General features: G+C 46.6%; 4 protein-coding genes. 2 read left to right on the top strand and 2 right to left on the bottom strand.

All coding sequences use genetic code 11. From position 1 onward, the window contains the following. Both B3D59_RS17250 and B3D59_RS17245 read left to right on the top strand, forming a co-directional pair. Positions 1-394: tetratricopeptide repeat protein (locus B3D59_RS17250; protein WP_286822384.1), on the top strand; the 394-nt coding region annotated here is incomplete at its 5' end. Positions 395-454: 60 nt separating this feature from the next. After that, the gene (locus B3D59_RS17245) at positions 455-2,857 is read left to right on the top strand and encodes an HDOD domain-containing protein (RefSeq protein ID WP_286822383.1); all 2,403 of its coding nucleotides are present in this window, start codon (positions 455-457) and stop codon (positions 2,855-2,857) included. Between the two features lie 7 nt (positions 2,858-2,864). On the opposite strand, the gene B3D59_RS17240 is transcribed toward B3D59_RS17245, so the two are convergent. Then, on the bottom strand, positions 2,865-3,530 hold the full coding sequence (locus B3D59_RS17240; protein ID WP_286822382.1) for a tetratricopeptide repeat protein: 666 nt from the start codon (positions 3,528-3,530) through the stop codon (positions 2,865-2,867). Positions 3,531-3,560: 30 nt separating this feature from the next. Beyond that, positions 3,561-4,141 (bottom strand): Crp/Fnr family transcriptional regulator (locus tag B3D59_RS17235; RefSeq protein WP_286822381.1); only part of this gene is annotated, 581 nt, incomplete at its 5' end.

Raw genomic sequence — 4,141 nt, 5'->3', positions numbered from 1 at the left:
GAATGTCTATGCAATGGACGGGCTGGCAGATTGTGCCCGGGGCAACAAGGAATACGAAAAGGCAAAACAGCTGTGGGAAAAAGCCATGGCAGCCGGAATGAATCGAGCAATCGCCCAAACCCGGATCGCAGATGCCTGTTTGCAGATGGAACAATTCGCCCAGGCAAGACATTATTATGATCAGGTGTTGTCTGTGTCTGAAGACAAATTTGCCCTGTTGGGGCAACTGCGTCTGATCGAAACAGAACCGGGGGACAAACAAAATAAGATTATTGATGCAGCGAAAATTTTTGACCGGTTACTGGTACTTGATCCATCTGATCACCGGACACTGAATGAATTCAACGCATTCAGGATACGGTATCCGGAAATTGATGCCTATATCCAGGCCTGATCCAGGCCTATTGTTCCTGATTTTCAATCAGGACATTTTTTAAAAAAAGGGTCCATCAAAATGACTGATAAACTTAACCTTCCCTCCCAATCGGATATACAGGCAGTCTTAACCCTTGACCGGGATACCCTGCCAAGTTTTCCACAGGTAGCCGCTAAACTGCTTGAAGTATCAAAAAACGATACAGCATCCCTGGAGGAGGTGGCAAAAATTGTTGAGACGGACCCCGGCATTTCCATCCGTGTACTGGAGCTGGTCAACTCTGCATTTTTCGGTTTGAGCCGAAAAGTGACCACCCTGTCGGATGCAGTTGTCATCCTGGGCCTTGATGAACTCAAAAAATTGGCCTTGAGCATCGCTATTTTTGAAAAAATATTTAAAACCGGGTATACAAAAGAGTTTAACCGCATGATGTTCTGGCGCCACAGTCTTGCTGTTGCGGTGCTGAGTATGAAAATAGCCCAAAAAGTTGCATACCCAAATCCGGAAGAAGCATATACTGCCGGGTTGCTCCATGATGTTGGAAAAATATTTTTAGATCTGCAGGGGCATCGCAGCTATGGCGAATTTATTAAAAATATGTCGGAATCCACAGACCTTGTTATTGAAAAAGAAAGATCTGAAATAGGTCTGGGCCATGATGATATCGGGGCCTTTTTCTGCACCCGGTGGCAACTTCCCGAAAACCTTGTACTGGCGGTAAAATACCACCACCAATCCTTTGAGAACCACGACCTGACTGAGGATGAAAAACAATTGATTGCCATTGTATCTATGGCAGATTTCCTATGCTGGACCCAGGGCATGGGGTCCTTTGATTTCATCCGTCCTCCCATTCTTGCCCCGGAGGTGGAAACCTGCGTTAATCCGGAAAAAATCAATATTATCAACTGTATTCTTGACATGAACAAGGAAATCGAAGATATCTCAGCCTTTTACCAGTTTGTTTTCCCAACGGTAAATCAGCTTAAGGAAAACCTACTGTGGGCAAACATCAAACTGTCCCGAGCCAACACAAAATATTATTACCAGGGGGACCCAACGAGCCGAACACAGGATACCCCATTAAGCGAAGACGGACTTTTGCCCCCGGACATTGGTTTTGAGATGGGCAAATCCCTGTCCAAGGCCCAAACCGTCAAGCAGGTTCTGGATATTGTCTTGTACCAGGTGGGCTGCATTTTTCAACCCTGCCACTGGTCCATCCTGCTCAAGGACGCCAAAACCGGTGACATGGTTTTTTCCGTGGTGGTAGGTACCAACAGCAGGCGTCTGCAGGGGGTGAGACTGCCCAAGGGTGAGGGGATTGCAGGATATGTCATGAAAACAGGCAAGCCACTGGTGGTTGATGATGTAACAAAGGACAAAAGATTCAGCAACAGGGTGGACAAATACACCCGGTTCAACACCCGTTCCATCATTGCCACGCCGTTGAAAACCGATAACAAAATTTTTGGTGTTATAGAACTGGTCAACCGGGTTAATGAAGAAACGTTCAGCGAACAGGACCTTGGCCTGCTCTCCTCCATTGCCGAATATGCCGCCATTGCCATTGAACGATCCTACTATCACCAGGCACTGACCAACCTTGCCACCCGGGACAGTCTGACAGGTATAAAAAACAGATTCAGTTTTGAACGTACCGTATCTAACCTGGATGACTTCCAGGCCCGGTTTGGTCGGGTTTTTTCAGTCCTCATTCTTGTGGTGGATGGCATGGCACGGCAGTACGAAACCCTGGGACAGGATAAATGTGATACGGCCCTCAAGGAACTGACCACCATTCTGAATAAAACCAAACGCCGTGAAGACCTGATTTTCAGGTATGCAGAAAACAGCTTCCTTGTTCTGTTGCCCTTGACCTATTCCGATGGTGCCCAGAAAGCCCTGGCAAGGATAAAAAAAGCCCTGACCCTAGCACCGTTGGATTGTAAGCAACTTTTCTCCTCTGTCACCATCCAATCACACACAATGGCAGGTGAAGATGCCGGTCAGCTCAAAAACCTTTTGGCCCAGATCCTTTCCAAAACCCGCCAGCCTGACCAGGAAAGCGAGGTGGCAGATATGCAGGAAAACATCCAGGTGCTGGTAGAAAATGAAATGGCTCTGGCAGAGGGTGAAAACGCAAAAGAAACTTCACCTGAACACGCCTCGAAACAAGACATTAAAAACTTTGGAAAATCCGTATCTCTGCAGGGCCAGTTCAAACGCCTTAAAACCGGAGAATCTGGAAAAATCCGTGTGGAGCAGGTATCATTATCCGCCATTGGCATCAGGATATCAAAATCCCATCGCATCCTTGTCAATGATTTTTTGGATATTGAATTCAACCTGGATGATATCAAACGAGCACTGGTTAAACGCAGAGTGGTGGTCAGACAGATCCAGGGGAATTACATTTACGGAGAATTTTACAACCCGCCGCCCTATGCAAAGAATCTGGGCTTTTATATTTTTAGTTAGGGACTTATTACCGGCCTTGGGTTTTCAGCTTTTCAACCATTTCAGACACCAGTTTTCCCCCGGATGTTCGGGCCGTAGGATTAACTTTTACCAGCTGTTCCCAGGCCTCAATGGCTTTGGGGAGATCATTGAGGTCGTGCATATAGACAATCCCCTTGTTAAACCAGGCGGTTTCAAAATCGGACTGAACCGTAATGGCTTTGTTAAAGGCTGTCAGGGCTTTTTCAGGTTCATTGTTCCGTTGATACATTACCCCAAGGTCCGTGAGAACATGTGGATTATCGGGTTGAATGGACAGGGATTTCTCATAGGCATTGATAGCATCCCCAAAACGGTCTATATCAAAAAAGGCATTGCCCAGCTCAACCCAGGCTTTCACATTATCGGGATTTTCTTTTACAAACGTCTGCAATTCCCTAATGTGTGGATCTGCCATGGTTGCAAGGTCTGGGCTTTGATCGCCACCAGCCTCTTTTTCAGGCGCGGGCATGCCTTTTGGCATATTCCCCACCATAGCCGGTGGCATATGTCCCATCCCCGGCTGTTTTGAATCCCCCAGCTTAAACGATGTATATACGGTACCAATCAAAAATCCCAACGTCAGGGAGATCAGAAGGGAGATATAAAAGGCCTGACGGGTCATCATTTTCTCTTTTTTTGTGTCCTGATTCATTTTTCCTGCTTTAAATTAAACAATCTTTAATTAAGAAACGTTCTCGTTGACTTTTCGTTTTTTGATCTGGTTATAAAGGGAAACCAATTTGCGGTCTGTCTCGTTAAGCCGGTCGGCAAGGACTGTGAAAAGATGCTTGGCTACATCAGGATATTTTTCTATTATTTCAATCAGCTTGTCTCCCGGAAACCGTTTGATCTTGGAGCGTCCCTTTGAAATAATAGACGCAGACCTTGGCGTTCCGGTTATGGCGGCCATCTCACCGAAATACTCTCCGGGCTGGGTGATTTCTGCGATCATTTTACCGCCCTTGACCACATAGACAGCGCCTTGAACAAGCTTGAAAAAATCAATATCCGTGTTTCCTTCACGGATGATTACATCCTTGTCCTCGTATTGTTCAATGTCGGGGTTCACCAGATAGGCCGGCAGGGCCTCTTTTGATATAACGGTTTTTTTTAACACTTCTTCCAGGGATATCTCTCCGGATTTTATCTTAACCAGGCCTGCATCCCGAAGCGTGATCATGCCTTCGGCGACAGCCACCTTGCGCAACTGGTCTTCGGGCACTTCGGCAGAAATGGCTTTGGCGACCTCATCGGTCACTTCCA

It is taken from the genome of Desulfobacter sp. UBA2225, assembly GCF_002348205.1.
GTDB classification, from domain to species: domain Bacteria; phylum Desulfobacterota; class Desulfobacteria; order Desulfobacterales; family Desulfobacteraceae; genus Desulfobacter; species Desulfobacter postgatei.
Note: the sequence above shows the minus strand (reverse complement) of the source record. Positions and strands in the feature narration are given on the sequence as shown.

Bases quoted from the DNA above. Each gene is read 5' to 3' on its own strand.
- B3D59_RS17245 (WP_286822383.1), top strand. From the start codon at position 455: ATGACTGATAAACTTAACCTTCCCTCCCAATCGGATATACAGGCAGTC.
- B3D59_RS17240 (WP_286822382.1), bottom strand. From the start codon at position 3,530: ATGAATCAGGACACAAAAAAAGAGAAAATGATGACCCGTCAGGCCTTT.